At 51.6% G+C, this 25,286-nt stretch carries 27 protein-coding genes, 1 tRNA gene and 1 other RNA gene; 28 read left to right on the top strand and 1 reads right to left on the bottom strand.

From position 1 onward, the window contains the following. Positions 1–155: 155 nt before the first annotated feature. From acpS to DPEP_RS10665, 20 genes are all read left to right on the top strand, one after another. A complete protein-coding gene (acpS, locus tag DPEP_RS10570) occupies positions 156–545 on the top strand; it encodes a holo-ACP synthase (protein WP_005661968.1) in 390 nt (129 codons plus the stop codon). Further along, complete coding sequence (locus tag DPEP_RS10575; protein WP_005661969.1) at positions 529–2,040, top strand: bifunctional ADP-dependent NAD(P)H-hydrate dehydratase/NAD(P)H-hydrate epimerase; 1,512 nt, start codon at positions 529–531, stop codon at positions 2,038–2,040. Before acpS ends, DPEP_RS10575 begins: the two co-directional genes overlap by 17 nt. Continuing rightward, on the top strand, positions 2,037–2,270 hold the full coding sequence (locus DPEP_RS10580) for a hypothetical protein (RefSeq protein ID WP_005661970.1): 234 nt from the start codon (positions 2,037–2,039) through the stop codon (positions 2,268–2,270). The genes DPEP_RS10575 and DPEP_RS10580 overlap by 4 nt, the downstream gene beginning before the upstream one ends. After that, entirely contained in the window at positions 2,267–2,740 is a 474-nt protein-coding gene (gene tsaE / locus DPEP_RS10585) for a tRNA (adenosine(37)-N6)-threonylcarbamoyltransferase complex ATPase subunit type 1 TsaE (protein WP_005661971.1), read from the top strand. The genes DPEP_RS10580 and tsaE overlap by 4 nt, the downstream gene beginning before the upstream one ends. 3 nt (positions 2,741–2,743) lie before the next feature. Then, entirely contained in the window at positions 2,744–3,412 is a 669-nt protein-coding gene (gene tsaB, locus DPEP_RS10590) for a tRNA (adenosine(37)-N6)-threonylcarbamoyltransferase complex dimerization subunit type 1 TsaB (protein WP_005661973.1), read from the top strand. 57 nt (positions 3,413–3,469) lie between these two features. Beyond that, positions 3,470–3,679 carry a 4Fe-4S dicluster domain-containing protein gene (locus tag DPEP_RS10595; protein ID WP_005661975.1) on the top strand — a complete coding sequence of 70 codons (210 nt, stop codon included), beginning with the start codon at positions 3,470–3,472 and terminating at the stop codon, positions 3,677–3,679. After that, positions 3,672–4,808, top strand: a complete 1,137-nt coding sequence (locus tag DPEP_RS10600) for a 2-oxoacid:acceptor oxidoreductase subunit alpha (protein WP_005661977.1) — start codon at positions 3,672–3,674, stop codon at positions 4,806–4,808. The genes DPEP_RS10595 and DPEP_RS10600 overlap by 8 nt, the downstream gene beginning before the upstream one ends. 1 nt (position 4,809) lies before the next feature. Next, the gene (locus DPEP_RS10605) at positions 4,810–5,628 is read left to right on the top strand and encodes a 2-oxoacid:ferredoxin oxidoreductase subunit beta (RefSeq protein WP_005661978.1); all 819 of its coding nucleotides are present in this window, start codon (positions 4,810–4,812) and stop codon (positions 5,626–5,628) included. Next, positions 5,628–6,197, top strand: a complete 570-nt coding sequence (locus tag DPEP_RS10610) for a 2-oxoacid:acceptor oxidoreductase family protein (RefSeq protein ID WP_005661979.1) — start codon at positions 5,628–5,630, stop codon at positions 6,195–6,197. The genes DPEP_RS10605 and DPEP_RS10610 overlap by 1 nt, the downstream gene beginning before the upstream one ends. 72 nt (positions 6,198–6,269) lie before the next feature. Next, a complete protein-coding gene (gene rlmD, locus DPEP_RS10615) occupies positions 6,270–7,634 on the top strand; it encodes a 23S rRNA (uracil(1939)-C(5))-methyltransferase RlmD (RefSeq protein ID WP_005661980.1) in 1,365 nt (454 codons plus the stop codon). Positions 7,635–7,690: 56 nt separating this feature from the next. Next, positions 7,691–7,766: transfer RNA gene (locus DPEP_RS10620), tRNA-Gly, on the top strand. A gap of 207 nt (positions 7,767–7,973) precedes the next feature. Then, positions 7,974–8,300: a hypothetical protein gene (locus tag DPEP_RS10625; protein ID WP_005661981.1), complete on the top strand. Its 327-nt coding sequence runs from the start codon at positions 7,974–7,976 to the stop codon at positions 8,298–8,300. Further along, on the top strand, positions 8,287–10,284 hold the full coding sequence (locus tag DPEP_RS10630) for a V-type ATP synthase subunit I (protein ID WP_005661982.1): 1,998 nt from the start codon (positions 8,287–8,289) through the stop codon (positions 10,282–10,284). Before DPEP_RS10625 ends, DPEP_RS10630 begins: the two co-directional genes overlap by 14 nt. Positions 10,285–10,347: 63 nt before the next feature. Then, complete coding sequence (locus DPEP_RS10635) at positions 10,348–10,824, top strand: V-type ATP synthase subunit K (RefSeq protein WP_005661983.1); 477 nt, start codon at positions 10,348–10,350, stop codon at positions 10,822–10,824. Between the two features lie 30 nt (positions 10,825–10,854). Beyond that, positions 10,855–11,436 (top strand): V-type ATP synthase subunit E, encoded by a 582-nt coding sequence (locus DPEP_RS10640; protein WP_005661985.1) that lies wholly within the window; start codon positions 10,855–10,857, stop codon positions 11,434–11,436. Positions 11,437–11,451: 15 nt separating this feature from the next. Continuing rightward, on the top strand, positions 11,452–12,465 hold the full coding sequence (locus DPEP_RS10645; protein ID WP_005661987.1) for a V-type ATPase subunit: 1,014 nt from the start codon (positions 11,452–11,454) through the stop codon (positions 12,463–12,465). After that, complete coding sequence (locus DPEP_RS10650; RefSeq protein ID WP_005661989.1) at positions 12,455–12,790, top strand: V-type ATP synthase subunit F; 336 nt, start codon at positions 12,455–12,457, stop codon at positions 12,788–12,790. Before DPEP_RS10645 ends, DPEP_RS10650 begins: the two co-directional genes overlap by 11 nt. 22 nt (positions 12,791–12,812) lie before the next feature. Next, positions 12,813–14,609, top strand: a complete 1,797-nt coding sequence (locus DPEP_RS10655; protein WP_005661992.1) for a V-type ATP synthase subunit A — start codon at positions 12,813–12,815, stop codon at positions 14,607–14,609. Beyond that, positions 14,599–16,011, top strand: a complete 1,413-nt coding sequence (locus DPEP_RS10660) for a V-type ATP synthase subunit B (RefSeq protein ID WP_005661994.1) — start codon at positions 14,599–14,601, stop codon at positions 16,009–16,011. The genes DPEP_RS10655 and DPEP_RS10660 overlap by 11 nt, the downstream gene beginning before the upstream one ends. 12 nt (positions 16,012–16,023) lie before the next feature. Next, positions 16,024–16,647, top strand: coding sequence for a V-type ATP synthase subunit D (locus DPEP_RS10665; protein ID WP_005661995.1), 624 nt, complete (start codon positions 16,024–16,026; stop codon positions 16,645–16,647). Positions 16,648–16,703: 56 nt separating this feature from the next. Here the strand turns inward: DPEP_RS10665 and DPEP_RS10670 are convergent, their stop codons facing one another. Further along, positions 16,704–17,513 carry a CheR family methyltransferase gene (locus DPEP_RS10670; RefSeq protein WP_005661996.1) on the bottom strand — a complete coding sequence of 270 codons (810 nt, stop codon included), beginning with the start codon at positions 17,511–17,513 and terminating at the stop codon, positions 16,704–16,706. 81 nt (positions 17,514–17,594) lie between these two features. On the opposite strand from DPEP_RS10670, the gene rnpB reads away from it, so the two are divergent. The 8 genes from rnpB to DPEP_RS10705 all read left to right on the top strand — a co-directional run bounded on the left by rnpB (position 17,595) and on the right by DPEP_RS10705 (position 25,285). Beyond that, positions 17,595–17,932: RNase P RNA component class A (gene rnpB, locus DPEP_RS12935), an RNA gene on the top strand. A gap of 163 nt (positions 17,933–18,095) precedes the next feature. Next, a complete protein-coding gene (mraZ, locus tag DPEP_RS10675; protein ID WP_005661998.1) occupies positions 18,096–18,518 on the top strand; it encodes a division/cell wall cluster transcriptional repressor MraZ in 423 nt (140 codons plus the stop codon). Beyond that, positions 18,515–19,513 carry a 16S rRNA (cytosine(1402)-N(4))-methyltransferase RsmH gene (rsmH, locus tag DPEP_RS10680; protein WP_005661999.1) on the top strand — a complete coding sequence of 333 codons (999 nt, stop codon included), beginning with the start codon at positions 18,515–18,517 and terminating at the stop codon, positions 19,511–19,513. Before mraZ ends, rsmH begins: the two co-directional genes overlap by 4 nt. Positions 19,514–19,548: 35 nt before the next feature. Next, positions 19,549–19,842 (top strand): hypothetical protein, encoded by a 294-nt coding sequence (locus DPEP_RS13320; RefSeq protein ID WP_206740458.1) that lies wholly within the window; start codon positions 19,549–19,551, stop codon positions 19,840–19,842. Then, on the top strand, positions 19,839–21,458 hold the full coding sequence (locus tag DPEP_RS10690) for a peptidoglycan D,D-transpeptidase FtsI family protein (RefSeq protein ID WP_005662000.1): 1,620 nt from the start codon (positions 19,839–19,841) through the stop codon (positions 21,456–21,458). The genes DPEP_RS13320 and DPEP_RS10690 overlap by 4 nt, the downstream gene beginning before the upstream one ends. Positions 21,459–21,468: 10 nt before the next feature. Next, positions 21,469–22,968, top strand: coding sequence for a UDP-N-acetylmuramoyl-L-alanyl-D-glutamate--2,6-diaminopimelate ligase (locus tag DPEP_RS10695; protein WP_005662002.1), 1,500 nt, complete (start codon positions 21,469–21,471; stop codon positions 22,966–22,968). After that, positions 22,965–24,335, top strand: a complete 1,371-nt coding sequence (locus tag DPEP_RS10700; protein ID WP_198003072.1) for a UDP-N-acetylmuramoyl-tripeptide--D-alanyl-D-alanine ligase — start codon at positions 22,965–22,967, stop codon at positions 24,333–24,335. Before DPEP_RS10695 ends, DPEP_RS10700 begins: the two co-directional genes overlap by 4 nt. After that, complete coding sequence (locus DPEP_RS10705) at positions 24,332–25,285, top strand: MraY family glycosyltransferase (RefSeq protein ID WP_005662006.1); 954 nt, start codon at positions 24,332–24,334, stop codon at positions 25,283–25,285. The genes DPEP_RS10700 and DPEP_RS10705 overlap by 4 nt, the downstream gene beginning before the upstream one ends. Position 25,286: the final 1 nt, after the last annotated feature.

Genomic DNA, 25,286 nt, shown 5'->3' on the forward strand with positions numbered 1-25,286 from the left:
AATTATTGACGCAAGCATCGTTTGATTATAGAGAAATATGTTTATCCATAAAGATACTTCTCCAGAAGATCTGTTTTTACATCTTTTTTCTTCGGGGGAATTGTGATTTCTCAAAAATAGAGTATAGTATTGTTCTGTACAGGGGAGGGGAATTTATGGTTCTCGGTATAGGCGTCGATCTCTGTCGAGTATCTCGACTGGCGAGGTGCATAGAAAACGATCGTTTTCTCAAGAGGGTCTTCTCTCCTGAGGAAATAGACTATGCCATGTCCCGCCCGGTTCCTGCCAGACATTTGGCGGCTTCTTTCGCTGCCAGGGAGGCCTTCTCAAAGGCTTCCGGCGTTCACTTGGCCAAGGTGGTCTTTCAAGGAGTTTGGGTTTCCCGAACGGAGAAAGGTCCTTTTATTAGGTTGGACGGACTTTCTCCGGAGATCGGGCAATATCTAGGAGAGAACCGCTTTCACCTTTCGTTGAGCCATGACGGCGACTACGCATTAGCTTTTGTGGTTATGGAGGAGGGGCCATACCATGAAAACCTTAAATAAGATTTATCCTTCTGAGGTCATACAGTCCGCAGATAGGTACGCCATGGATCATCTGGGCATACCATCTGAGATACTCATGGAAAACGCCGGTATCGCATGTTCCGATATGGCAGCATCCATGTCCGCAGTCGGGGACGATGTGGCCGTATTGGCAGGTACCGGAAGCAATGGAGGCGACGGATTCGTAGTGGCCAGGCATCTTGCCAGAATGGGCCGACGTGTCTCCGTCTTTCTTGCAGGATACGAGTCCCGTCTGTCCGATGCCGCTTCTGCAAACTATTCCATCCTGACCAAACTTCACATACCCTGTGTAAAAACAGAGGATCTTTCCGATCCGGAATTGGCTGACTCGGTCGGTCGAGCTTCCCTGGTAGTCGACGCATTGCTCGGTACCGGTGCAAAGGGAGCTCCCAGAGGGGAGGTCCTCCGTGCCGTACGCTCCTCCCGAAAAGCGAGACAGATCCTAGCCATAGACGGCCCCTCGGGAGTCGACCTGAGCGACGGTACCGTTCTCGGAGAGGCGATAAAGGCAGACGTGACCGTGACCATGATTGCCGGAAAGATCGGCCATTTCGTTTCCCCAGGGCGACTTTATTCGGGGGATCTCGTTATAGCTCATATAGGCGTGGACGGCGACGTCATCGTCAGAGACGACGAGGGGCTGTCCATGGACCTGATAGACAGACTGTGGGTAGAGGAGAGATACCCTTCTACCCATCTGGACGCCCACAAGGGAAGCCGCGGAGGCGTGTTGATAGTCGCCGGGTCTCTCAGATATCCAGGAGCTGCAGCTTTGGCCTCCATGGGGGCTCTCAGAGGAGGGGCGGGGCTCTGCGTCTTGGCGGCTCCAGAGATCGTAAGACCCTATATTTCCTCCATCCCGGAGGTCATTTTCGAGCCGATGAACTCTTCCGACGAACTGAGCGTTATTCTCGACAGATGGAGAGAGAGGTGTTCCGTCGCCGTGGTGGGGCCCGGTCTGGACAGGAACGGCCTTTCCGAGGAGATCTTCTCTTGCTTTTGGGAGTACGGAGGCTATAAAACCGTCGTAGACGGAGACGGGCTTTTCTTCTTGGCTTCTCGAAAGGATCGTCGGGAAAACCTATTGATAACCCCCCACGAGGGAGAGGCCGCCAGGCTTTTAGATTGTACCCCATCCGATGTGGCGTACCGAAGGCTGTCCGTCGTGACCGAGCTAGGAAAAAAATACGGCCTCTGTCTGTTGAAGGGGTACGGGACATTGATAAGCGATGGTCGGAGGCGTTCTGTCATCTCCTCGGGGAATCAGGCCCTGTCCATTCCGGGGTCGGGAGACGTTCTCTCAGGGTTGGTTGGAGCGATGTGGGCTAGGGGTCTCTCTTCCATGGAGGCTGGAGCCATTGCCTCGTGGATCCATGGAGTTTCCGGAGAAAATCTCTCTGAGAAAAGCGTGGATGGACTGAGAGCTTCAGAGATAGCCGACGAGATTCCATCGGTGATGGGAGAGGTTCTATGAGAGGAAGAGAGCCGGTCGATTGGGATAAAGAGCTGCGTAAAACAAAGAAAATACAGCGTAGAGGTCTGGGGATATCGGCTTTATCTCTGTTGTTTGCCTTGGCCATGATAGGCGGAGTTAAATTTTACCGTCCGGAGGTCGCCGTTTCCAAGGTACTACTGCCTGCCATAGCGATGTTTTTCGCCGTGGGGGTCATCTTTCTCGTATTGATGAAAAGGTGGAAAAGATGACTTTTTCGATTACAACTACGTCGTCGGAAGAGACCGAGTCTTTCGGTGCCGCCTTCGCGAAAGCCCTGACTCCGGGGTCGATAATCCTGTTGAACGGTACTCTGGGCATGGGAAAGACCACCTTCGTCAGAGGGATGCTCAAAGCACTTGGATGGAGGGAAGTGAGAAGCCCTTCGTTTACCTTGGTTAACGAGTACGATTCGACCATCCCGGTAGCCCATGCCGACCTTTATCGTCTGGAAAAGGTCGATTTCAGGGAACTTGGACTGGACGAATACAGCGACGACGGCTGGGTTGTAGTGATCGAATGGCCCGAGAGGCTGACCTCCGTTCCTAAACAGGAGGGTTTTTCCGTCTTATTCAAGGGAAACGAGAACGATGCTTTCCTCAGAACCATAGAGGTCCATCCTCTGGACGATGTCAGTCGAGATCTTTTTGATTCCTTGGACCTAGAGAATTGGAGGTCTTGATATATGAATAGAATTTTGGCCCTGGACTGTTCCAACCGTTGGACCTGCGGGGGAATCGTCTCCGAGGGGATCCTGGTTTCCGAGATCAACGTGGATCTCGGAAGGACCCAGGCAGCCAGGCTTCCGTATGTAGTGGATTCACTCCTCTCTTTGTCTGGGATGTCCTTGCAAGATATAGATGCGATATCGGTTACGGTAGGTCCCGGGTATTTTACCGGAATACGCATAGCCGTGGCATATGGCGTCTCTCTCGCCAAGGGGCTGGGGCTCCCGGTCATACCGATAAGCTCCCTCGAAGCCCTGGCTCGGGGGGCTAACCCCATCATCGGGGATCTGATCATACCCTGTATAAGGGCTGGCAGAGACGCAACCTATTCCGCCGCTTTTTATCTAGCCGACGACGGATTCGAGGAAGTCATGGCCGAAAAAGAGAGATCTTTATCCGATCTATCGTCGGCCTTGAACGATTTAGACGGTTTTCCCAAGGTCGTGGTGACGGAAGACCGTACATGTCGAGGTATGCAATACGGTGGTTCCATAAACCTTATTCCGAGGATTGGTGGTATCGCCACAGCCTTGACGGCTTGGCACCGCAAGGACTATGCGGTAGACCCCGAGGCCGTAAAGGCTAGATACCATAGAGATCCCGGCATAGGTGGTTTTTCAAAATAAACTTACATGTGCACCAACCGTTCCTGGGGGGAACGGAATCCTTTGGAGGTGAATTTTTTGGCGAAGAAGTTTGAGGTAATCATCAACAAGACCTGGTGCAAAGGATGTTCACTCTGTGTGGAGATCTGTCCTAAGAAGGTCCTCGGCATCGACGACAGGCAGAAAGCCGAGCCTTTCGAGCCCGAAAAGTGCATAGGTTGTCGTCAGTGCGAGAATATCTGTCCCGACTTGGCCATAACGATTAGGGAGGCGGAAAAAAATGGGTAAGATTGCGTTTTGGCAAGGTAACGAGGCTTTGGCTATGGGGGCCTTGGCTGCCGGCTGTCGTTTCTTCGGCGGTTATCCCATAACCCCTTCCACAGAGATAGCTGAAAAGATGGCGGAAGAGCTTCCTAAACTGGATGGTCGCTTCATCCAGATGGAGGACGAGATTTCCGCTATAGCAGCGACCATTGGCGCTTCCATCGCCGGTTCCAAGGCTCTTACAGCGACCTCCGGGCCTGGCTTTTCCCTTAAACAGGAGAACCTGGGTCTTGCCTATGAGGCGGAGATACCGATAGTCGTAGTCGACGTCATGAGAGGCGGCCCCTCCACGGGACTTCCCACTAAAGCGGGACAGCAGGACGTCATGCAGGCTCGTTGGGGAACCCACGGAGATCACGGTACTATAGCCTATGCCCCTTCCTCGGTTGAGGAGTGCTACACCATGGCCGTAGAGGCCTTCAACGCTGCCGAGAAATATCGTCAGCCTGTGCTGATAATGAGCGATGCCGAGATCGGTCATATGAGAGAGAAGATAGAGATTCCAGATCCCGAGGACATCAGAATCTCGAACAGAAAAAAGCCGACCGTGGAGATGGAGAAGTTCGTCCCATATAAAGCAGCCCCAGAGGACGATATCCCTCCCATGGCGTCCTTTGGCGACGGCTATCGTTGGCACGTGACCGGTCTTACCCACAATGACTGGGGATTCCCGACCAATAACGCCGACGAGATAGAGAAGAAGATGACCCGTCTGATGAGAAAGATAGACCGGTTCAGAGACGATATAGTTCGTTACGATACCGAGTCCGTCGAGGACGCCGATATCCTGGTGGTCTCTTACGGAAGTGTGGCCCGTTCCAGTTCCAGAGCCGTCAAGGATGCCAGAGCCAGGGGCATGAAGGTAGGACATTTCCGCCCCATAACCCTGTGGCCCTTCCCCGACAAAGAGCTGGAAAAACTCGCCCGCAAGGTCAAGACCATCATAGTCCCCGAGCTGAACTGTGGCCAGATGGTATTGGAAGTGGAGCGTGCGGTTCACGGAAAATCCAGGGTAGTACCCATGGAGTTGGTCAACGGGGATCTGTTCCACCCCAAGGATATCCTCGAAAAAATTTCCCAGGAGGTCAGATAAGATGCCCTCGAAAGAAGTATACAGCTGGCTCAGAACTCGGTTTTTCCCTCATATGTGGTGCCCAGGATGCGGCCACGGCATAATCATGCACTCGCTGCTTCGGGCATTGGTGGACCTTAAGAAAGACCAGAGCAACACGGTCATAGCCTCCGGAATCGGATGCTCCAGCCGTATGCCCGGTTACATCGACGCCTGCACCCTTCACACGACCCACGGTCGTTCTCTGGGATTCGCCACAGGCATCAAGATGGTCAAACCGGAGATGACCGTTATAGACGTAATGGGCGACGGAGACTGTTCCGCCATAGGAGGCAACCACTTCATCCATGCCTGCCGACGTAACATCGACATAACGGCCATCGTGATGAACAACAACATCTACGGCATGACCGGAGGACAGGCTTCTCCCACCACCCCTGCCGGAGCTTTGGCCACCACCGCTCCTTACGGTGCAGTTGATCCCACCTTCGACCTCTGTCGTTTGGCCGAGGGGGCTGGAGCGACTTTCGTGGCAAGATCCACCATCGCCAACCCCAAGCAGGCGGAGAAGTACATCGTAGATGGCATAAAACATAAGGGTTTCTCCGTGGTGGAGATAATCTCAAGCTGTCACACTCAGTTCGGCCGTAAGAACAAAAGGCGTACTCCCATATCCAACATAGAGTTCCTCAAATCCGCCACCGTCACCAAGGAAAAGGCAAAGGAAATGTCTCCGGAGGAGCTTTATGGCAGGATAGTCGTAGGAGAGTTCGTCAACAAGACCGCTCCCGAGTACACCGAGCAATACCTTGCCATGACCAAGAAAGTGAGGGAAGGCTAATGAGCGATCGTTTCGAAATTCGTTTCGCCGGCTCCGGCGGACAGGGCGTCATCTTGGCATCGGTCGTGGTCGGAGAGGCCGTCTCCCTTTACGCTGACGGTCTGTTCGCAGTTCAGACCCAGAGCTACGGTCCCGAGGCCAGAGGAGGTAGCTCCAAGGCAGAGGTGGTCATCTCCAGCGAGCCCATAGATTATCCCATGCCGGTTCAGCCGAACCTCCAGGTTATCCTGACTTCCCAGGCCTGCGAGAAGTACGCTACGGACACGAAGCCCGGGGGACGTCTGATAATAGACGATTTCTACGTCAAGGACATACCTGAGGTGGATGCCAACATCTATCATCTTCCCATCGTGAAGACAGCGAGAGACGTCATCGGACGAGAGCTTGTCACCAATATGGTCTCTCTCGGAATGGTGGCCAGAGTGCTCGAGCTTGAAAAGGTAGCGGAACCCGAAGCGATAAGGAAAGCTATCCTCTCCAGGGTCCCCAAGGGAACGGAGGAGATGAACGGCAAGGCTTTCGACGAGGGCTATAAAGTCTTCAAGAACAGCCAGTCGCTTCACTTTTAGTGTAGAATAAGGACATATATCGTGCCGGGGAGAGATAAAACTCTACCCCGGCATATTTATGGGGGGATCTCCGTGGGCAAAGAAATCACTCTTACAGTTAGAGACGTGAATTCCAGGGGACAAGGAGTTGCCGTCGGAGAGGACGGTAAGGTAGTCTTCCTTGATGGAGGACTGCCTTCCGAGGTAGTAAGGGTCTCCCTGGAGACTGATAAAAAGAACTACTCCACGGCTAAAATCCTGGATATCGAGGTCCCATCGGAACATAGGATAACCCCTAGATGTCCCTGGTACGGACTCTGCGGAGGATGCCAGCTCCAACACGGAAGTTACGATCTACAGCTGGAGATAAAGGCCAAGAGCGTGAGAGACGCCATGGAGAGGATCGGAAGGATGAGGGTCGATAGACTCGTCTGTCATCCGAGTCCGATGCAATGGGGCTATCGTAACAAGGCCTCGTTTCCCGTAAGGTCCGAAAACGGTGGGGAAATAGGTTTCTTTAGATCCGGCAGCCATAAATTGGCACCTATTGACGGATGCCCCGTTCTCATGCCTCACGTGGAAAAACTCTACGTCGATTTCAGGGATACGGTGATGCCGGAGTTGAAAAGGAACGGAGTTCCCTTTTACGACGAAAGACGACATAAAGGCCTGTTACGACACATGGTTTTCAGGGGCAACAGAGAGGGTTCTCTTTTGGCTCTCGCAGTTGTTACATCCCTCAGAGACTGCCGTGGAAAAGAGCTTCTCGAGCGATCTCTAGCTAGACTGAAGGAGACCACTCAGACGTCGTTTTCCGGAGTCTGGAACGAAAACTCCTCCAGAGGAAACAGGATACTTGGAGAGAGATCGTCGACGATATGGGGAGACGGGGTCATAACGGAAAAGATCTCAAACTACGATCTATCCTATGATGGTACCGCTTTCTTTCAGGTAAATCCGTTTCAGGCGGAAAGGCTTTTCCTCAGAGCGTCCTCTATCGTTGCCGAAAGGGGAGGGGCGGTCGTGGAACTCTACGCCGGAGTGGGAGCTCTGACCGTCATTTTAGCCAAAGCTGCGAAAACGGTATTGGCAGTTGAGGAATGGGCACCTGCGATCGAAAGGCTTTTGGAAAATGTCTCCCGTAACGGCTTGGACAACGTCAAGGGAATATGCAACAGGGCGGAGGATACCGTCAGAACCATGGTAGAGGCCAAGCCTGACGTGATCGTCGTCGATCCTCCGAGAGGTGGCTGTGCCTCGGAGGTCCTGGATGCCGTCACGGAGAGCTCTGCCGATATGTTGGTTTACGTCTCCTGTAATCCCTCTACACTGGCGAGAGACGGCGCTAAGCTGGTCTCCGACGGTTGGGAGTTGGCCACATTGGAGTGTTTCGACCTGTTTCCCCAGACCGTTCACGTCGAGACCCTGGCCTCATTCAAACGCACCGCAAGAGGTTGACAGATCTGCATGAATCGCTATAATTACGGACGTTGATTGCTTTCAGATGTCAGAATGCGGACATAGCTCAGTCGGTAGAGCATTAGCTTCCCAAGCTAAGGGTCGCGGGTTCGAATCCCGTTGTCCGCTCCATATAAAAAATAAAAGAGCCTAGCTGTCAATTAAAGACAGCTAGGCTCTTTTATTTTTTATAGCTCTTTTTAGAGGATAATTCGCTTTCAGTCATTTGTTTTGATTGACACGACTATCCTCGATCACTAAAATTGAGTGGTGTCCCGGTCTGTACACGAGAGTACAGACCTTTTGAAGGATTTTGTTCCTCGAAAGGAGGTGAGCGGAATGGCGACCAGTCTTACCGAAGAGATCAAAAAGGTCGAAGCTCAGGCTAAACAACAGGTGGCTGAAGCCAGATCCGAGGCAGCTAAGATAGTCTCCAAGGCAAGGGACGAGGCGGATCTTATGCGCAAGGAATCGAAGCAGGAGGCCTACAAGAGGTACAAAAACCGATTGACCGAGGTCGAGGCGGAGGCGGAAAAGAACGCCGACTCCATCGTTGCGGAGGGCGAAAAAGAGGCTCAGAAGTTTATCGAGGCCGGTAGAAAAGGTGTCGATGCTGTGTCCTCCTGGGTTGCGGAAGAGGTGATGGCTAGATATGGGCGTAGCTAGTGTCAAAAAGCTGGAGCTATACGCTCACAACACCGTGGTCGACACGGTTCTCGCCACGCTTCAGAAATTAGGGTGTTGTGAGATCGTCCTTCCCGATGGAGACGAGGATGGACAGAAGTCTCCGGCAGTTCTAGCGGATTTGGACGATAAGATCAGCGAAGCCCGATATCTCCTCAGGATACTGGAGCCCTATTATGTAGACGAGATCAGCTCTATAGCTAGATCCTTTGGGGAAAGGCCGGAGTTCTCACTTCGGCATCTGGCTTCCGCATCCGAGTCGTTCGAGGTCAAGGAGAGGGCGGAGGAAGTTCGCGCCCTGGAAAGAAAGCTCGTCGAAATTCGATCTGATATATCTCAGACGGACGGATATCTGACTTTTCTAGACGAATTGAAGGATATGCCTTATCCAATGAGCCTCATGTCCGCCGGAACCGAAGTAGTTTCCGGCGTCATGGGAACCATCCCAGTCGAAAAGATAGACCAATGGAATCGGTCCATTTTAGACGCTCTGGGAGAGGATATCGAGACCTATCACGTGCCGTTCGGCCCCAAGGATAAAGAGACCTGGGGCGTTATGGTGGGGCTTAGAGCCTTGGAATCGAGGGCTCTGGAGATAGCCAGTGGCTTCGGCTTTTCCAAGATCGATGTGTCAAAAGACCTGTCCCTATCTCCTCAGGAGGAGAGAAGACGCCTCGTCGAGAAGAGAGGGCGGCTTTTGAAAGAGGCCGAGGATCTGGACGTTAAGATGCATCGAAAGGCGGAGGAGTTGGTTCCGGACGTCAGAAGGTTCAGCGACTATTGGGCGATTCTCGCCGATCGTGCGAGGGCTCTGGAGGGCGGAGAGTACACCGACGAAGTCGTTTTAATCCGCTCCTGGGTTCCGGTAGAAGAAGAGGACGAACTGGTGAAGGCTCTTTCTCCTGTGTCCGATCTTACCGAACTTCGTTTTTACGATCCGGAGGAGTCCGACATGCCTCCGACTATGCTTCAAAATCCCGAGTGGGCTCTTCCGTTCGAGACCTTGACCAAGCTTTACGGAGCTCCCAAATACGGAGGTATAGATCCGACTCCTCTGTTGGCGCCGTTTTTCTTCATATTCTTTGGGATGTGTCTGGGAGACGGTGGGTACGGTCTCATCATGGTCGGTTTCTTTATGGCCTTCCTTAAAAAATTCAAAAAAATGCCCTCGGGAACCAAGCAATTCTTCTCTCTTTTCGTGCTGTCCGGCATCGCCGCCACCTTGGTAGGCGCCTTAACCGGAAGTTGGATGGGAGACATGATAGACGTAGTACCGTTCCTTCGTTTCCTTAAGCCCATCAAGGATATCCCGGTTCTCTTGATTCCCATGAACGATCCTATGGCCTTTTTGGGAATCTCTCTGGTTTTCGGCATAGTCCAAATATTCTTCGGGATGGCCGTCGCTATGAAGGATTGCCTGAGAAAAGGCGATTATATGGGTGCTTTCGCGGATCAACTCGGATGGATGGTCTTCCTTACCGGACTTCTTCTTTTAGGCGCTTCCGCGAAGTTGCCAGCGATTTCCTGGTTGGGAAAACTCGTCACCGCAGCAGGTGCGATAACCTTGGTGGCGACGCAGGGCAGAGATAAAGACGGCATGATCCAAAAGGCGATCTCGGGGCTCCTGAGCCTGTACAACGTGACAGCCTACCTGGGGGACGTCCTCAGTTACAGTCGTCTCCTGGCCTTGGGGCTGGCCACTTCGGCCATAGCTATGATAATAAACATGTTGGCCGGTCTTTCCTCGAGCATTCCTTACATAGGATGGCTGATAGCCATCGTGCTTTTCCTGGGAGGTCACCTTTTCAGCGTGGCAGTCAACGTCCTGGGAGCGTTCGTTCACTCTCTGCGTCTACAGTACGTGGAGTTCTTCAGTAAGTTCTACGCCGGAGGAGGTCGCCTTTTCGAACCTCTTCGGTATAACACGAAGTACGTCGCCATATCAGAAGAGGGCGGCGAAGGCTAGTAGATTGGTCTATCCCACAATAGGGAGTCACCATTTATTTTTGTGAGGGGAGTGTCGTACTTTATGGAACATCTCGGTGTGATGCTGACGATTCTTGGTGCAGCTTTGGCCGCCGGTTTCGCCGGTGCTGGATCGGCTATCGGAGTTGGTATTGCCGGTGAATCCGGCGCTGGAGTCATGACGGAGGATCCCGGTAAATTCGGTTTGGTGCTTTTGCTTCAGGCCCTTCCGGGAACTCAGGGAATATACGGTCTTTTAATCGCTTTCTTTGCCATGCTCAAGGCTGGCCTCATCGGAGGAGAGCCCACGATGGCGATAACCTGGCTCAACGGGCTAGGTGTCCTTTTCGCCTGCCTTCCTATCGCCATAGCCGGGTATTTTTCCGGAATAGCCCAGGGAAAGACTTCCGCTTCTTGTATTCAGATGATCGCCAAGCGTCCGGAGGAAACCGGTAAAGCCGTTATCCTTCCCGCTATGGTCGAGACCTACGCCGTTCTTGCCCTTTTGGTGAGTATCCTCCTGCTCAACGGGATATCCTAGGCTTAGGCCTTAAGAGTTGGAGTGATCGGCATGTCTTTATCCGACATAAAGAAAAAAATTGAGGCTGACGCCAGAGCAGAGGCCGGAAAAATCCTGGATAAAGCTCGAGAACAGGCCGGAGAAATAACGGCCGAGGTAAAGCGAGAGGTGGAGTCGATGAAGGACTCCTATGAATCTCGATTCGAGAGCGAAAAACCGGAAATTTTGCGACGTCGCGAGATAGTGGCGAAGCTGGACGTCAAGAAGCTTGAACTCGGTGCCAAGCAGCAGCTCGTCGACGAGGTTTACAAGGGATCCCTGGAGAAACTCAGAGCCCTTCCCGCCGCTAAGTATCTTTCTTTCGTCGAATCCCTCTTGGGGAAAGCGATTCAGACAGGCGACGAGGAGATAGTAGTAGGAAAAGGGGACAAGCACCTCAGCGAGACTTGGCTCAAGGGATACAACGAAAAGCACAAGACCAATCTGACTATGTCGGGAGAAAAAGCTCCTATAACCGGAGGTTTTATACTCAAGAGGGATAAAATAAGCGAAAACGCTTCCTTCGATATGTTGGTCCGCTGGCTTCGGGACGATCTTGAGGCAGACGTTGTAAAACGGCTGTTCTCAGAGTAGTTGGGCGGTGAACACATGGCCCCGGCGGAACGATATGGATATTCGGTCGCGCGTCTGAGGGCGATGGAGAATCGGTTACTCGACGAACCCCTCTTCCAGAGGCTTATCGAGTGTGACGGTCTGGACGGAGCCATAAAGGTACTTGGGGAGACCGTTTATGCCCCATGGATCATGGAGATGAAGTCCAACGAGGAGTTTGACTCGGCCATCGAGGCGGAACTTCATCTCGCTTACGATGAGATCAGCCGATTCACCCCGGACGAGGAGTTGGTTCAGCTTTGCCGACTGCCTTACGATTTTCACAACGTCAAGGTTCTGGTGAAGAGCCTGATCCTCTCCAAAGAAGGAGGAGATCGTCGCTTCGATCTCCTGACGTCTCTGGGGACCATCGACACCGATTCTTTGGTCATGGCAGTGGAGAGCGAGGAGTACCGTCTGTTGCCATTCGGCCTACATCGCACTATACCGCAGGTGTTGACTCATTGGGATCAGAATCACGATATGCTGGCGGTCGAGTGTGCCTTGGACAGGAGCCTCTTCGAGGCCATGTCCGATTTGGTCGGCAAGCTCTCGATGCCGCAGGTGGACCTTTGGTTCAAGAGGCGGGTAGATGCGGAGAACGTCCGTACTCTCATCAGGTTAAGTCGAGCCCAGGTGGAGTCCTCGGCAGCGGTGGACTTTCTACATAAAGGCGGGGATATATCGATAGACCGCCTTATATCCACTCTAGCAGAGCCGATCGATAGCTGGGGAAGGCTTCTGGCCTTCGCCGACGTCGGAACGGTCTTCGATTACATCCAGGATTCCTCCGATATGGAGACCCTCCTGATGGTGTTTGACAAAATTCTCGATGATTACGTAACCGACGTGCTAGAAGAGGCAAAGTATGGTTGCTTTGAGCCGGAAAACGTACTCCGTTTTTCCTGGTTGAAAGAGTTGGAAGCCAAAAACCTGAGGGTTATATTGGTTTCCATCGCCAACGGAGCCGATCGAGATATGGTGAGGAGGCTGATGCGTCGTGTCGGATAAAAGCTCTCGCCCTATGGCTGCGGTCGGACAATACGATACAGTATTGCCATTTCAGGCAGTAGGCGTAAAGCCCTTCCCTGTCGGAGAGAAATCCGATGAGGTCAAGAAACTTCTGGAACGACTGGCCAGAGAGAACTACGCAGTCGTCTTCGTTGAGGAGGCCCTCTTCATCGAGAATAAGGATCTCATCTCGGAGCTCAACCAGGAGTATCCCGCCAGCATGATCCCCATTCCAGGCATAAGAGGGTCCCTCAACGTCGGACTCTCCGCTATTCGCGGAAACGTGGAGCGAGCCGTGGGAATGGATATCTTTGCTGAAAAATAGTTAAGGCTGGAGGCGATTCATAGTGGCCACGGATAAGGTCATAAAAGGCAGCATAGAAAGAATATCCGGACCCCTTGTAGTCGCTAAGGGAATGATCGGTGCCAGCATGTACGACGTGGTCCGTATCGGGGAAATAGGTCTTGTCGGCGAAATCATTGAGCTGAAGGACGAATATGCCTCGATTCAGGCCTACGAGGAGACGTCGGGGCTAAAACCCGGCGAACCAGTCGTAAGCACCGGAGAACCCCTTAGCGTCGAGCTTGGGCCCGGACTGATAGAGCAGTTTTACGATGGCGTTCAGAGACCTCTTAAGAGCATCGAGGACGCCGCTCAGAGTCCCTATATAGCGAAGGGAATCGACGTTCCCGCCCTGGACCACTCGAGAAAGTGGGATTTCGAGCCACGTCTTAAGGAAGGGGATCAGGTCTCCCAGGGAGATGTTCTAGGAATCGTACAGGAGACAGTGCTGGTCGAACATCGCATAATGGTACCTATCGGTATATCCGGAAAAATAAAGAAGATATCGAAGGGAAGCTTTACCGTCGACGACGTGGTCGCAGTAATAGAGAGCGACGACAAGGAGAAGCACGAGGTCAGGATGGCCCAGAAATGGCCTGTCCGTAAAACCCGTCCGGTAGCGAAGAGGCTTCCTCCCGTTACGCCCTTGACCACCGGTCAGAGGGTAGTCGACACCTTCTTCCCCATAGCCAAAGGAGGAACGGCCTGTGTGCCCGGTCCCTTCGGCTCCGGGAAGACTGTTATACAGCACCAGCTGGCCAAGTGGGCGGAGGCTCAGATAGTCGTATACATCGGCTGTGGAGAAAGAGGAAATGAGATGACCGACGTTCTCCTCGAGTTCCCCCATCTGGAGGACCCCAGATCGGGAGAGCCTCTGATGAAGAGGACGGTTCTCATAGCCAATACATCCAACATGCCCGTCGCGGCACGAGAGGCTAGCGTATACACCGGAATAACCATGGCTGAGTACTACAGGGATATGGGCTACTCGGTAGCTTTGATGGCCGACTCCACGAGCCGTTGGGCAGAGGCCCTCAGGGAGATGTCCGGACGACTTGAAGAGATGCCAGGAGAGGAAGGTTACCCTGCATATCTGGGGACCCGACTGGCGTCCTTCTATGAGAGGGCTGGACGGGCTATCTGTTACGGCAGAGAGGGCGCCGAGGGATCGGTATCGGTCATCGGGGCAGTGTCCCCTCCCGGAGGAGACCTCTCCGAGCCTGTAACCCAGAATACCCTTCGAGTTACAAAGGTCTTTTGGGGACTGGACGCCCAGTTGGCCTATCAGCGTCACTTCCCGGCCATTAACTGGCTCCAGAGTTACTCTCTCTACACCAACAAGCTGGACGAGTACTGGGACGGAGAGTTCGACGACGAGTGGTCCCACACCAGGGTCGAGGCCATGGGACTGCTTGAGGAGGAGGACAAGCTTCGAGAGATAGTGAGGTTGGTCGGGATAGATGCCCTCTCCAGAAACGAGAGGATGATACTCGAGACGGCCAAGTCTCTCAGGGAGGATTTTCTACACCAGAACGCCTTCCACGAGACCGATACCTATACGTCGATGAAGAAGCAGTTCAAGATGCTTGCGACGATCATAAAATTCCATCATTACGGAACCGAGGCGCTGAAAAACGGTGCTCCCATGAACGAGCTTTTCAACCTCCCTGTCAGGGAGAAAATAGCCAGGATGGGACTCGTCGCCGAGGACTCGCTTCAGCAGATCGACGACCTTGAGAACGTCATGAAGGAAGAGATCGCCAAACTGGTTCCGACGGGAGGCGAATCCAATGTTGCCTAGAGAATATAAGACCATCAGCAGCCTTCAGGGACCGCTACTCGTGGTCGAGAAGGTCCAAGACGTCAAATACGACGAGTTGGTCGAAATCGAGCTTTCCAACGGCGAAAACCGCCGGGGAAGGGTCCTGGAGATAGACTCCAACAGAGCGCTGGTACAGGTCTTCGAGGGAACCGACGGTATAGATATAGAGGATACCAAGGTCCGATTCGTCGGGAAGGTCCTAACTTTACCGGTCAGCGAAGACATGTTGGGACGGGTCTTCAACGGCAGGGGAGAGCCCATAGACGGAGGGGCTCACATAATCGCCGACAAAAATATCGACGTCAACGGACTGCCTATCAACCCCTTTTCCCGAGATTATCCGGAGGAGTTCATCCAGACCGGCATATCCACCATCGACGGTATGAATCCCATGGTTAGAGGTCAGAAGCTGCCCATCTTCTCAGGAGCTGGGCTTCCCCACAACAGGATGGCAGCCCAGCTGGCTCGTCAGGCGAACGTAATCAGCGGTCACGAGGCCTTCGCCGTCGTATTTGCCGCCATGGGTATAACCTTCGAGGAGGCCTCCTTCTTCATGGAGGACTTCAGGAGAACCGGTGCTCTGGAGCGTACCGTAATGTACGTCAACCTGGCCGACGATCCGGCTATCGAGCGAATAACCACTCCCCGTCTGGCTTTGACCGCGGCGGAGTATCTCGCTTTCGAGAAGAATATGCATGTCTTGGTCATCCTTACCGACCTCACCAACTACTGCGAGGCCCTTCGTGAGATCTCGGCGGCTAGAAAAGAAGTCCCGGGCAGACGTGGTTACCCCGGTTATCTCTACACCGACCTCGCCACTATGTATGAGCGGGCCGGTAAGATAAAGGGCCGCAGCGGATCCATAACCCAGGTTCCCATACTTACCATGCCGGAAAACGACAAGACCCACCCGATTCCGGACCTTACGGGTTATATCACAGAGGGTCAGATAATCCTCAGTCCCAACCTTCACCGTAAGGGTATATATCCCCCGGTGGACGTCATGCCTTCGCTGTCCAGACTCAAGGACAAAGGTATCGGCAAGGGAAAGACCAGAGAGGATCACGCCGACCTGATGAACCAGCTCTTTGCTGCCTACGCCAGGGGCAAGGAGGCCAAGGAGTTGGCCGTCATATTGGGAGAGGGTGCCCTGTCCGAAGACGACAAGGCTTTCGCCTCTTTCGCCGACCGTTTCGAGGACGAGTACGTCCGTCAGGGAGAGTACAAAAACCGAACGGTGGAGGAAACCCTCCAGCTTGGCTGGGAGCTCCTTACCATGGTCCCTGTCAAGGAGCTCAAGCGTGTCCACGACGAGTATATAGAGAGGTATCTGCTGCCTCTCAAAGAGGGTCAGAAGTCCGCAGAAGAAGTCAAGGCTTAGCGGGGTGATGTCATGGCTCGTCTGAACGTCAACCCGAACCGAATGGAGCTATCCAGGCTCAAGAAGAACCTGGTGGTGGCCAAGAGGGGCCACAAACTCCTGAAGGACAAACAGGACGCCCTGATAAAGGCCTTTCTGGAAAAGGCTCGCAAGGTCAAGGAGCAACGCGAAGCGGTGGAGGAAGAGCTCCGTAGATGTTACGAGAGCTTCCTCCTCGCCAGAGCTCAGACCTTGCCCGCCATGTTGGAACAGGCACTTATGATTCCCGGGGCGAAGTGCCGTATCTCCGTGGAACATCGCAACGTTATGAGCGTGGTGGTCCCTGAATACGGTATAGACCAGGAAGGCAAGGCTCTCAACTACGGTTTTGCAACAACCCTGGGCAGTCTCGACGTCGCTCTCGAGCGTTTTTCTTCCATAATGCCGAAACTCATAGAGCTTGCGGCGGAGGAAAAGGCCATAGCTCTCATGTCGACCGAGATAGAGAAGACCCGAAGAAGGGTCAACGCGTTGGAGCACGTCCTGATTCCGGCTACAATAGAGACCATAAAGTACATCACCATGAAGCTGGAGGAACAGGAGCGATCGACTCTCAGCCGTATAATGAAGATCAAGGATATCGTCAGATCTCACTAAACAAAAAGCGGAGGTGGGGCTTTAAAGCCCCACCTCCGCTTTTTCGATTTTTCCTTCTATTTGAGGGGTTTTTTGTAAAGAAAGGGCTTTGCAGCCTCGAATCCGTAGGATTTATACTCGAAAATCTGTTCCGTCGATCCCACTAGAAGATACCCTCCCGGTCTGAGTGCATCGAAAAACTTCTGATAAAGGACCGCCTTCGTCTCCGGTCTGAAGTATATAACCACGTTCCTGCACAGTATAAGGTCGTAGTCTTTTTCGAACCTATCCTCTACTAGGTTCAATCTGGCGAAATCGACTCTCTTTTTGAGATCGTCCTTAACCTGATAGGTTTGCTCGTCTACGGCCTTGAAGTACTTGGTTATCCAATCTGGAGGAACGTTTACCAGCTGTCTCTTGTGATAGATCCCTTTTTGGGCTATGGCGATTGCGCCGGCATCGATGTCTCTCGCATGGACCGGGGTAGTGGAGGATAGCCCGCATTCGCTGGACAACATCGCCAGAGAATAGGGTTCCTCTCCGGTTGCAGATCCGGCACTCCAAAAACGAAGTTTTTTATTGCCTTTGGTCTTGATGAGATCGGGAATTACATGATCTTTCAAATCCCACCATCGTGGAGGATTTCTTAGGAACTCCGACACATTTATCGTTAGATAATCGAGAAAATCCCTCAGTTTATCCTCATTTTTGTTGATCATAGTAAAGTACTGGTCGTAATCGGTCAAATTCCATCGGCTCATGAGCATATGAGCACGACGATGTATTTGGTTCTTATATGAATTTAAATCTAGACCAGTTAGTTTTTGAACCTGTTGTTTAAAACGCGTGTATTCTGGCGAATCGTAATCCTTCTCGTTAGCGACCAAGGGAATCCCTCCTTTATGGTGTTATCGTCTACAATCATACCATGTCGGCGAATCACTTGAAATGTGATATACTGCCTCCTGAGAGTCTTCCAGGTAGTCGCTGCCGATAAATATCGGGAGAGGAAAGTCCGGGCTCCAAAGGGCAGGACGCTGGGTAACGCCCAGTTGGCGTAAGCCACAGGCCAGTGCCACAGAGATATACCGCCTCTTCAAGAGGTAAGGGTGAAAAGGTGGGGTAAGAGCCCACCGGACGGCAGGTGACTGTCGTGCCAGGTAAACCCCGTCCGGAGCAAGACCGAATAGGGGGGGATGAGGCGGCCCGCCGACCTCCGGGTACGGTCGCTCGAGATGTCTCGCGAGGGATGTCCTAGATAAATGACTACCCACGACAAAACCCGGCTTACAGGAAGGCTCTCCAGCACCGTTTTTTGGGACCTACGGCCTAGTAAAAAAAGGCCTGGGTCCTTTTTTTTGCCCTTTTATCCGATGAGAGGCCATGATCCTCTTGACTCTTTCACCTTTAAGTTCTACTGTTTAGTTGGTATATCGTGGAGAGAAGTGGGAAGTTATGGGGGACAAGCCATGTTCTTGGGGAGTTACGATCATAAAATAGACGATAAGGGACGGATGATCCTTCCTTCCCGTTTTCGGAATGTCCTCGGATCTCCCATTGTATGTACCGTAGGAATAGAAAGATGCATGGCAGTATATCCACTTGATAGCTGGCAGACTTTCGTAGCTCGCTTCGATGAACTGCCCTTTTCTAAAGAAAAATCCAGAAATTTCAAGAGAGTCCTTTTTTCCATGGCCGACGAAATCACACCGGATAAAACCGGGCGTATTCTCATCTCGCCCTCTCTTCGTTGCTACGGAGAATTGAAAGAGGATGTTTCGGTTATAGGGGTCGAGGACCACATAGAGATATGGGATCGTGCCCGTTGGAACGACAGAAGGTCTACCTTGCTTGGAGATCTGGGAAAGATGATCGAGGAAGTGATGCAGTGAAGGTTGAACATGTTCCAGTTATGTTGGAGGAAGTACTTGAGTATCTTAAAAAAACGGGCTCCTCAGGTCCTATAGTAGATGCCACCTTAGGTTTGGGCGGGTACTCGGAAGCGATCTTGGCTCGTATAGAAGGAGTAAATGTCTTCGGAATAGATAGAGACCCCCAGGCTTTGACCATGGCCTCGGAAAGGCTGAGTCCATTCGGAAAGAGGTTCATTCCCATAAAGGGTAATTTCTCCGATCTAAAGGGATTGCTCGAAGATATAGATGGTATCCCAGTGGGAGGAGTCGTCTTCGATTTAGGGGTCTCCAATATGCAGATATCCCTACCGGAAAGGGGCTTTTCCTTCAGAGAAAACGGGCCTTTGGATATGAGGATGAACCACGAAGATGGAGGCGAAAGCGCAGCCGATATGGTCAGAGAACTGACCGCCCCCGAGCTAAGCGAGATTTTTAGAAAATACGGAGAGGAACGATTTGCCTGGCCGATCGCCAAGTCCATAGTCCGTTATCGTGAAAAGAGCGGTCCTATAGAGGACACGGATACATTGGTAGAGGTTATACGTAAGGCTCTTCCAGCTCCGGTTATGAGAAAGGCCAAAGGGCACCCTGCCAGGAAGGTCTTTCAAGCTCTTAGAATTGCTGTAAACAAGGAGATGGATGCCTTGGACGAGGGACTAAACTCCGCTCTAGAGGTCATATCTCCTGGTGGGGTGGTGGTGGTAGTGTCATATCACTCCCTTGAGGACAGAATCGTCAAATGGAAATTCAGAGGATGGAAGGATCAGGGAGAAGGAACTATTCTGACTAAAAAGGCCCTGGTTCCCTCGGATCTTGAGATAGAGAACAATACCAAATCCAGAAGCGCTAAGCTTAGAGCTTTCGCCAAAGGACAGACGTACACAGGAGGGCTGTCGTGCTTTTCAAAGATAAACTCAGAGAAGACCGTTATCGATCTGACGACGTCCGTGTCAGAAGGAAAAAAATCAAGATAAGCCCTATCTTTGTACTCTTTCTCGTTGTGGCTATGATGCTGTGTTCTTCTCTGGTATGTCTGAGAATGTATGGTCTAGTTCTTGAATCCAAACTGGACGACCTCTCTGCGAAGGTAAGCGATTTGGAGGCACAGGTCACGTCGATCCATAAAAAATGCCTTGCCATGGAATCGCCGTCAACGGTATATGGATATGCCAGCACAAAATTGGGTATGACGGAGGACGCCTATGCGGGGATAATAAGGGTTCAGTTCTCAGGAAAAACTGCATCCTCGATGTCCGATCCCAAAAGATGGAGTGGCTCTCTGCCAGACAAGCACTATAGATGAAAAAAAACTTTCCATGGGTGCTTCTTTTCCTGGTTATAGCAGGCCTGATAGGCAGAGTCATAGTTCTTCAGATAAAACCGGATGAGAGGGTTGTAGAGAGGCTTGGAAATCAAAGCAATAGGTTCGGTAGGACCTGCTCAAGTAGAGGTCCTATCTTAGATAGAAGAGGCGAGCCTTTGGCGATCTCCGTCCCTACCGCAAGCCTGTATGTCGACCCCAGAGATTGGAACACCGATAACGCCGATAAACTCAGCGAGTGGGTCTCGAAAGAGAAGACGGCTATCCTGTCGTCGCTCAAAAGAGGCCGTTTTTATTGGGTCCGGAGACAGATGGAAGACGAAAAAGCTAAGAAAATACTCGATATGGGCTTGGAAGGACTCCACGTTCTACAGGAGACGAAGAGGATATATCCTAACGAGACTCTTCTGTCCCACGTTTTGGGGTATTGCGATATAGATGGAATAGGATTGGCTGGACTTGAACTGAAGTGGAACGATGTACTTTACACTCCCTCCGGTTGGACTATGAAAACCAGAGGACTAAGAGATCCCACGATCGGTGGTTCCGAAGGTAGGGTTTTTTTGACAGTGGATCGTCGTATACAATACATTCTCGAAAAGCGACTTTCTGATATATCGGTCAGGGAAAAGGTCAAATGGGGTGCTGCTCTCTGTCTGGAAAGCAATACAGGGAGAATCGTTGGGATGGCAAGTTGGCCTAGTTTCAACGCTAACAAAAGGGCAACCTTGAATAACGATAACATGACTAACAACTGTATCGGCAGGGTCTACGAACCTGGGTCTACGTTGAAGCCTGTTATTGTGGCCATGGCGCTTCAGTCCAAACTAGTGGGAAGAAACTCCTGGTTTATAGATAATGGCAGGATCAAGGTAGCCGACGGTTGGATTTCCAACTCTCATGGACGCGGAAAAGGCAAGATAGACCTCTCCGACGTGCTTATATATTCTTCCAACGTCGGTATGGCTCAGATCGGAATTAAACTCAATCCCTACGAAGCCTACAGAGATCTGGAAGCCTGGGGATTCGGGAAAAAAACCGGAGTAGAGTTGAACGGAGAGGAAAACGGGTTATTGCTACCTCCCGAAAGATGGTATGGGGTAATCCCCGCTAACGTGGCTATCGGACAGGGAATAGCTGTTACGCCTATTCAACTGATCACAGCCTTCAACGCCGTAATAAACGGAGGAAAGCTGTTGCTCCCTCATATAGTCGATAGAGTAGAGGATGGAGACAGGAAACCCATATATCGCTCTGAAACGGTTGTCCTGAGAGATTTGCTTCCTCCGCATTACGTCGATTGGTTCAGAAAGACGCTTCGAAGGGTGATAGTCGAGGGAACGGGCAGAAAAGCCGACTGCAAAGAGGTTAAGATAGGTGGGAAGACCGGTACCGCCCAGGTGGCTGTAAAAGGCGAGTACTCAAAGAAACGTATGGTAGCATCTTTCATAGGGTTTTGGCCTTACGATTCCCCCAAATACACCTTATTGGTTGTTCTTGGAGAACCTGGTCGAGGTCGATATTACGGAGGAGACATAGCCGCCCCGGTCTTCAAAGCTATAGTCGAGGACATAGAGAGATTGAATTCTGGAGAGTGATTACTCTACGATGAAAAAAATCAATGAACTTGTCGAGGATCTTAGATCCTCCGGAATGGTATCGGCGATCGTAGGCCAACTTAGCGATGAAATCATTAGTTCTATCGAGTTCGATTCCCGCAAAGTCACATCGGGAAGTCTCTTCTGTTGCGTGCCCGGACTCCATAACGATGGACATAAATTCGCCGTCGCTGCCGTAAAATCGGGAGCGGCGGCTCTGTTGTGTGAACATATTCCCGACGGAGTGAAAAAAGACGTGCCGATTATCTTAAGCTCGGACGCCAGAAGCGCATTGGGAGCGATAGCCTCTTCTTTTCACGACCATCCTTCGGAGTCTCTCTCGATGGTTGGAGTTACCGGAACCAATGGTAAAAGCACGACTACCTATATGATTCGGTCCATCATGAGGGGAAGGGGCAAGGTCGGTTTGCTGGGAACAATAACCTACGACGACGGGACCAAGGAAATCGAGGCAGATAGGACCACTCCGGAGGGATCGGAGATACAGGCCTTTCTCTCCGAGATGGTCCGATCCAGTTGTAACGGTTGTGTTATGGAGACATCCTCTCACGGTCTTGCCCAGGGACGGCTGTCGGGATGTCTATTCGACGTAGCGGTCTTCACAAATCTAACTCCGGAACATCTCGACTTTCACGGAGATATGGAGCGCTATTTCGAGACTAAAAAGTTGCTTTTTACACAATACATGAAATATAACTGCAAAAAAATCTTTAACGTGGACGATCCTTACGGAAAGCGATTGCTGAGGGAATGTTCCGGATCCGATGTCGTAACCTATTCGTCCAAATCTAGCTCGGCTACGGTTACGGGGTCCAATATATCACTGGATGTAGGGGGGCTTTTCTTTGACCTCGCCATAGAGGGACGGGTTAACAGGGTTCGTCTGCCCCTGATAGGGAGATATAACGTCAGCAACGCCTTGGCAGCGGCCGCTGCCTGTCATTCCATCGGTTTTTCCTACGATGAGATCCAGCGTGGTTTAGAGAATATGCCTCAGGTACCGGGCAGAATGGAACGTTACCTTTTCAAAAAGAGAGGTTGCGCCATAGTGGATTACGCCCATACGCCGGATGCGTTGAGCAATCTCCTCTCAGCCGCCAGAGAAATATGTAAGGGGCGGCTTATAGGGGTCTTCGGTTTAGGTGGGGAGAGGTTCAGAGGAAATCGTTGGGCAATGGGCGAGATAGCGGCACAAAAGGCGGACCATCTGGTACTGACGATGGATAACCCCAGAGGAGAGGATCCACTATCGATTGTCGAGGACATATTGGAAGGCGTCCATAAAGTAGATGGCAACAGCTACGATGTTATCATCGATAGAAAAGACGCTATATACAGAGCTCTGGATATGTCTAGAGAGGGAGACGTGGTGGTAATCTCCGGCAAAGGGCCGGAAAATTATATCCTTATAAAAGGGAAAAAGACTCCCTATAGCGACTCTGAGTCGATAAGAAACTGGGGGAAATATCGAGGAATCCCATGGAAATGAATCCTAAAATCCATACCTGGTCTCAATATGCCTCGCTGGCAGAGGGTATGCTCAAAGGCGACGATGGCGAATTTTCCGGTCTTATACGTGTGGACAGTCGAAAGATAGAAGAGGGAGACCTGTTCGTGGCTTTGTCAGGCAAAAACATGGATGGCCATGACTTCATCCTTGATGCCTTTTCCCGAGGAGCCCATTGCGCCCTGGTGAGTAGCTCTTGGGGGGAGAAAATAAGAGACCTTCCCGAAGGGATCCGAGTAATAGAGGTGGCGGATCCCGAGCAGGGGCTGATAAAAATAGCTCGTCATCGACTCAAAGGCCTGAAAAACGTGATAGCCGTAACCGGGAGCGTAGGTAAGACGTCCACCAGAGAGATGATATTTCTCGCTTTAGGAGGGTCTTCGTCAGGGGTCTACAGGGCTAGAAGCAGCCATAACACGAGAATCGGCTGCGCTCTTACCGTAGCGGAGATGCCGGAAGACACTTCCGTCCTGATCCTGGAGATGGGGACCAACCATCCGGGAGAGATCTCCGAGATGGTCGATCTATATCCTGTAGACACTGCGGTTATAACCGAAATAGCTCCGGCTCACCTGGAGGGGTTGGGTAGTTTAGAAGGCGTGCTTGATGCAAAACTTGAAATACTGGAATCCCCAAATTTGAGGAAGGTCATCTTTAACGGCGACAACCCCATGTTATCCTCCGCCGTAAAGGAGAGGTCCTTTGGGAAGAACTGGCAAGCCCTATCGGTAGGGTCTTCGGGAAGCTATGTTTTGGAGGATATACGGCTCGAGTGGCAGGAACGTCCTGTCCTTTCCATGATCATCGGGGAAAAACAGGGGCGGAGCTCTTATGGAATTAAGGCAAAACTCACTGGGATACATAACGCCAGCCTGTTGGGAATCGCATGGGCTACCGCGGTGGAATTGGGCATATCGCCAGAGGAGGCCTCTATCAGATTATCCTCGATAAAACCCTACCATGGAAGGGGGGTCTTGAAAGATAGAGGCGGGATCCTGGTTCTGGATGAAAGTTACAATGCCAACCCAAAATCCATGGAAGCCTTGCTGGATCTGGTGGCTCAGAGTCCTTTCCCTAGAGAAAAAAGGCTCCTCATTCTCGGTGAAATGGGAGAACTTGGAGAAGGGTCTCTATCTCTACATGAGGAAATTCTTAAAAAAGCCCTACCATTGGGGACGGTTTTTCTTTTTGGGTCGATGTGGATTAGTTTGAAGCCTCCCGTAAAGGTGTATGAGGATATTGAATCGTTATCCTCTGATCTAAAGAGTCTTCTATCAAAGGGTTATTTCATCGCCATAAAAGGGTCCAGAACCAACGGGCTGGAACGTCTGATGGAGATCTTTTCATGACTATAGGCCTTTTGATGTGGGGGTTGGTCCTGTTTTTTTTCTCCATCCTAGCTCAATCCAAATGGATATTATGGTTGAAACACCGTGATTTTAAATTGGCCCAGAAAAGCTATGGTCCGATGAGAGACGAACAAAAGGGCAAGACCCCGTCCCTTGGAGGGGCAATGTTTATGGTAATGGCGCTGCCGTCCATTTTGATAGGCTGGGCTTTAGGAGATGGTTATATTGGATTTCAGATAATTCTATGGTCATTGCCTCTGGCTTCCGGAGGGATCGGTCTATGGGATGATATCCTGAAATACTCAAAATCCTCTAGTGAGGGGCTATCCAGTCTGCAGAAGCTTTCAGCTCAGGTATTAATATCCCTGATTTGGTCCGTGGTAGTCCAAAGATATTTAGGAATCGCTATTTTGCCTGGGGTTTATATATCGCCTACGTTCTCGATTCTCCTTTGTTCCTTTTTTGTCGTCTCCATGCTCAACGGAGTCAACGTTACAGACGGATTGGATGGACTGGCCGCGGGAGCCTCGTCGATTTCGTTGATGTTCATCTGCACAGTAATATCGTCCGGAATCAGCGGAGCGGTAGCGGGACTAGCCATGACGCTCGGTTTTCTGTGGTACAATTCCTTCCCCGCCAGGATATTCATGGGAGATTGCGGTTCTCATTTTCTCGGAGGGCTTTTGGTCTCCATATCGGTCTGTGGAGGAGGACTGCTGTATGTTATCCCTGCTGGAGCTCTTTTCGGCGTCGAGATATTATCCGTGGCGATTCAAATAGTAGCCATAAGGGTTTTCTCCAAAAAAGTCTTTAAAATGAGCCCCGTGCATCATCATTTCGAACTATCAGGATGGAGCGAGGTGCAGATAGTTCTGAGATTCTGGATCCTACATATAGCCGGGATCGTCGTCCTTTTTCTGTCTGGAATTGGCCTTGGACTTCACTTTTAAC

The organism is Dethiosulfovibrio peptidovorans DSM 11002, from assembly GCF_000172975.1.
Taxonomy (GTDB): Bacteria; Synergistota; Synergistia; order Synergistales; family Dethiosulfovibrionaceae; genus Dethiosulfovibrio; species Dethiosulfovibrio peptidovorans.